The sequence below is a fragment of the Arthrobacter sp. genome (assembly GCF_031988865.1).
GTDB lineage: Bacteria > Actinomycetota > Actinomycetes > Actinomycetales > Micrococcaceae > Arthrobacter_B.
In genome coordinates this window covers 1-5,165 of sequence record NZ_DALZXY010000141.1, presented here as the reverse complement: position 1 = coordinate 5,165, position 5,165 = coordinate 1, and the positions used below count along the sequence as shown (strand labels likewise).

The 5,165-nt window shown below is 68.7% G+C and carries 2 protein-coding genes and 1 other RNA gene; all 3 read left to right on the top strand.

Annotation, left to right across the window (positions count from 1 at the left end; translation table 11 throughout):
• The first annotated feature begins 822 nt into the window (after positions 1-822).
• The 3 genes from ffs to recR all read left to right on the top strand — a co-directional run bounded on the left by ffs (position 823) and on the right by recR (position 5,137).
• Positions 823-918, top strand: an RNA gene (gene ffs / locus RTN46_RS16340) — signal recognition particle sRNA small type.
• A gap of 77 nt (positions 919-995) precedes the next feature.
• Complete coding sequence (locus RTN46_RS16335) at positions 996-4,493, top strand: DNA polymerase III subunit gamma and tau (RefSeq protein WP_312182968.1); 3,498 nt, start codon at positions 996-998, stop codon at positions 4,491-4,493.
• 47 nt (positions 4,494-4,540) lie between these two features.
• Positions 4,541-5,137, top strand: coding sequence for a recombination mediator RecR (gene recR / locus RTN46_RS16330; protein WP_312182966.1), 597 nt, complete (start codon positions 4,541-4,543; stop codon positions 5,135-5,137).
• Positions 5,138-5,165: the final 28 nt, after the last annotated feature.

The window sequence follows — 5,165 nt, the reverse complement described above, 5'->3', positions numbered from 1 at the left end:
AACATTACACGCCTGGCGGCACCCGCGCAAATCCACCCAACGTGGCCTGCGACACGCCCCTGAAGGGGGTCGGAAACCCCTTGGTTCGACGCTAGCCAGGTGCTCCTGCAGAGTTGCGGCGGCCCTTTCCCTGCTGCCTGGGAAGTTCGACTCCGCCGGCCACCTATTTCACCGGCCCTCCATTGCGCCGGCCCCCTATATGCACGGTCCCCTATATAGAGCCCCTATATAGGGACCGTGCATAGAACCTCTAACTGCTGACGCGGGAAGCCGTGGAGATTTGCGCAACCCAGCCGCATCCCGTGCATCCCTTCAGGAGGACCCCCGCCTGAAGGGATGCACCTGAACGGCGCCCTCCATCAAACCGGCCCCCTATGCTTCCCTACATAGAGATGGGCGCGGAAGCCGGCGCCTCACGTTTGTAGGATCGGAGCAGGGCCGGGCGCTCACCCTTTAGAGGGATCGGCGCAGGAGACGGGACCTCACCCTTTAGGGATGGGCCCAAGAACGGGCACCTCGCCCCTATATAGGCTCGGCATATAGGGGCGGCCGACTCCCTTTATACGGAGCGCTGGCTCCTCGCCCGCTCCTCGGCGGCTCTTCCGCGGCTCCTCCCCGGCGGCATCACCCCGGAGCGGCGGCTCCTCCGTGGCTCCTCCCCAGCGCCACCACCCCCGCAGCCGGCGCCGCCACCGCCGTCGGACCCGCCGTCGAACCTGCCCCGGACAGGCCTCCTCCCCGCGCCTCCAGGGGACCCGGCCACCGCATTCCTCACCGCTGCCCACCCCGAAATCGGCAGCCGAAAAATCGGGTAGACTTGTTGGCGGCCCCTCATGTGGTGTCATCCTGTGAACTCCCCCAGGACCGGAAGGTAGCAAGGGTAAGCGGGCTCTGGCAGGTGCATGGGGGGTCTTTAATTTATCCGGAAACAGCGGCATTCAAGCCGCCCCGGGACCGGATGCGAACCGTCAGTGCCAACCGATAGGGTTCTATCTGTGAGTACAGCCCTTTACCGCCGTTACCGTCCCGAGAGCTTCGCGGACGTGATTGGCCAGGAGCATGTCACCGAGCCGCTGATGGCGGCCCTCTCGAAGAACCGCGTCAACCACGCCTACCTCTTCTCAGGCCCGCGCGGCTGCGGCAAGACCACGTCTGCCCGCATCCTGGCCAGGTGCCTGAACTGCGCTGAAGGCCCGACGCCGACCCCGTGCGGCAAGTGCGACAGCTGCGTTGAACTTGCCCGCAACGGTTCCGGCAGCCTCGACGTCATCGAAATCGATGCCGCCAGCCACGGCGGCGTGGACGATGCCCGCGACCTGCGCGAACGCGCCACCTTCGCCCCCGTGCGCGACCGCTACAAGATCTTCATCATCGACGAAGCCCACATGGTCACCTCGGCCGGCTTCAACGCGCTGCTCAAGATCGTCGAAGAGCCGCCGGAACACATTAAGTTCATCTTTGCCACCACGGAACCGGACAAGGTGATCGGCACCATCCGGTCCCGGACCCACCACTATCCGTTCCGCCTGGTTCCCCCGGAACCGCTGCTGGCCTACCTGGAAAAGCTGGCCAGCCAGGAAAACGTTCCCGTGGCCCCCGGCGTCCTCTCGCTGGTCATCCGTGCAGGCGGCGGCTCCGTCCGCGACTCCCTCTCTGTCCTGGACCAGCTCATGGCAGGGGCCGGCGAGTCCGGTCTGGACTATGAGCTGGCGGTGAACCTGCTCGGCTACACCCACGTGGCGCTGCTCGACGACGTCGTCGACGCCTTTGCCGCCGGGGACGCGACCACCGTGTTCAGCGCCATCGACCGTGTGATCCAGACCGGCCAGGACCCCCGGCGCTTCGTCGAGGACCTGCTCGAACGATTCCGCGACCTCATTGTGGTCAATGCGATGCCGGACAGTGCGGCCGCCGTACTCCGCGGCGTCCCCGAGGACCAGATCAACCGCATGCACACGCAGGCGGCCCAGTTCGGCGGCGCCGAGCTTTCCCGGGCCGCGGACATTACGAACACTGCCCTGACCGAAATGACTGGCGCCACCTCTCCCCGGCTCCACTTGGAACTGCTCTGCGCCCGCATCCTGCTGCCCGCAGCGGACCAGTCGGAGCGCGGCACGGCAGCCCGCGTGGACCGGCTCGAACGGCGTCTTAGCTACGCCGGCGACAGCGCCGCGGCGCCCATGGGTGCCGGCGAGGCGCCGCAGGCTTCCGTCCCTGCAACTGAACGCCCGACGGCGGCGCAGCGGCCCGCTGCCTCGGCGCCTGCCGCAGCGGACCCTCGGAACACACCCCAGCAGGCACCTGAACCGGCAGCACCTGCCAGCGGTGGAGCGGCCGATTGGGGCGGAACCTGGGCTACGCCCGCGCCTGCGTCTTCTCCCTCGACTGCCTCTTCGTCTGCCGGGTCGACTGCTCCCGCAGCGTCGAGCCGCACCTGGGATGATGTTTCCCGCGAAGCGGCACAACAGCAGCCCAACGGTCAGGCAACATCAGCCCCCTCTCGGGACTCCGTTCCCGAGCAGGACTCCCATTCCTCGGCCCAGCCGTCGGGAACCAGGCAGCCCCAGGAGCAGCAGACGCCGGCGGCAGCGCCGTCGGACGCAGCACCAGGCAGTACGGCACCCGCTAGTTCGGCTCCGGTTAACCCAGAACCCGTCAGCGCCGGACCTTCGGCAGCCGATTCACACTCCGGCAGCCCTGCGGATGGTGCGCCCGGTTCGTCGGCAGCACCGACGGCCGCGCCTGCACCGCAGGAAGCCAGCCGCCCGGCAGCCGGGGGCGGGCAGATCGAAATGATCCGCCGCGCCTGGCCGGAAATCATGGATGCCCTCACGAGCATCCGCCGCGCTACGTGGCTGAACGTCAGCAAGAACGCCTCTCCGCGCGGCTTCGACGGCCGGGTACTGGAGCTCGCGTTCTCGAATCCCGGCGCGGCCACCAACTTCAACCGCCCGGACCATCTGGAGAACCTCCGCAAGGCCATCCATCAGGTCCTGGGCGTGGATTCGCAAGTCAATGTGGTCCACGACAGCGCCGCGGCAGCGGGTGAACCCGGCCCAAAAGCCGGTAGCCGGCCTAACGCGCCGGCACAGGTTCCGGCGCCAGCTCCCGCGCAGCCGGCAACAGGTGCCGCCGCGCCTGCGTCCGCCTCCGTTCCTGGCGCCTCCCTGCCCTCACCTGCCGCGCCCGGCGCCTCTCTGCCGTCCGGTGCGTCGGGATCCACGTCCGCGGCTCCGGGTTCCCCTTCCGGGGCACCCACCCAACGGCAGGGCTCCCAGGACAGCCCAGTTCCCGCTCCGGCCGGACAGGGCAACACAGCCGCGCCTCAACGCGGGACGGCTCCGACGAACGCAGCCGGGACAGCAGAACCGAGCGCCAGCCACCGGGACACCACCTCCGCCGGCGCTCCCGGCTCTGTCGGACAGGTAGCGCCGCCCCGCGACGGGACTGACCAGGCTGCATCGAGCCACAACCCCCAGCAGCCGCGACCGGCTCAGCACACCCAGACGGCACAACCGGGCCAGCAGGCCCAGTCCCAGCAGTCCGCTGCATCCGGGCCGGGGTGGCCGGCAGACACCGGCGCATCGGGCCCTGCTGCATCCGGCAACGTTGCTTCCGCGTCCCAGCCTTCCGATTCCCGGCCCACCGTGTCCGCGCCCCAGCCCGCCGATTCCCGGTCGCCCGAGCCCGGGCCAACCGCGCCCCAGCCCACCGCGCCCCAGCCCGCCGCTTCACGGAACGCCGCTTCCCAGAACGCGGGCACCCGTCCCGCTGCTTCCCGTCCCTCGGCTCCCCTGCCGGATGACTGGCCGCAGGAGCCTTCCGATCCCGGAGACGTGCCGGAAAGCAACGCCTGGGAAACAGCCGCCGCGCCTGAGGAAATCCACATCAGCAGCGCCGTCAGCGATGACGAGTGGGCCAACACCAACTGGGCCGGCACCACGGCTGCCCGTCCTGCGGGACAGTCCGGCGGCCGCCCTTCCGGGCAGGCACCAGCAGGCCGGCCGGTCACCGGATCAGGCTTCGGCTCCGCAGCGCCGTCGGGATCCGGCGGACCGTCAGGACCCGGCGCACCGTCGGGACCCGCAGCAGGGATTCCCTCCGGAGCAGCCGCACAAGGATCAAATGCCTCGGCAACACAAGCGGCCTCCCGCCCGGGAAGCACCGGGCTGGCATCGCCGGGTTCCACCCGGACGGCAGCGCAGGGGAATCAGGCCCAGCCCGCAGAAGCGCAGGCACCTGCCGGCAACCACGGCAACCGCCCGCTCAGCCGGTACCAGAAGCTGTTGAACGAAGCCGCCCAGCGCAATGGCACAGCAGCGCCGGCCGCCGGGCGGGGCACCGTAGACTTGGGCTACGTCGAAGACGTCCCGAGCGCCGACGATGTGACTCTCGAAGATTCGGGTCTGGTCGGCCGCAAGGCGATCGAACGCATTCTGGGTGGCCGGCTGATCGAGGAACGCAGCCTCGACGGGCATGACATGCGCCGGTAAACCGGCTGCCCACCACCGGTCCAACAACTATTCCCTAAGAAGGCCAAGTGTACGAAGGTGCGGTTCAGGAACTGATCGACGAGTTGGGACGGCTCCCCGGAGTGGGTCCCAAGTCGGCGCAGCGGATCGCGTTCCACATCCTGGAAGCGGACCCCGAGGACATGTCCCGGCTGGCGTCTGCCATCACCACGGTGAAGGAAAAGGTGAAGTTCTGCCAGGTGTGCGGCAACGTCACCGAACAGGAAACCTGCAACATCTGCCGCGATCCGCGCCGCGACCCCACGATGATCTGCGTGGTGGAGGAATCCAAGGACGTCATCGCCGTGGAGCGCACCCGCTCCTTCCGCGGGCGGTATCACGTGCTGGGCGGCGCCATTAACCCGATTGCCGGGATCGGCCCGGACCAGCTGCGCATCCGCGAGCTGCTGAGCCGGCTCTCCGATGATCAGATCAGCGAGATCATCATTGCCACGGACCCCAACCTCGAAGGCGAAGCCACCGCCACCTACCTGGTGCGGATGCTCAAGTCCCTGGGCATCACCGTAACCCGCCTGGCCTCCGGGCTTCCGGTGGGCGGCGACCTCGAGTACGCCGACGAAATCACCCTGGGCCGCGCCTTTGAAGGACGCCGCAGCCTCAACTGAGGGCGGCCGCCCGCGGCGTAAACCGGCG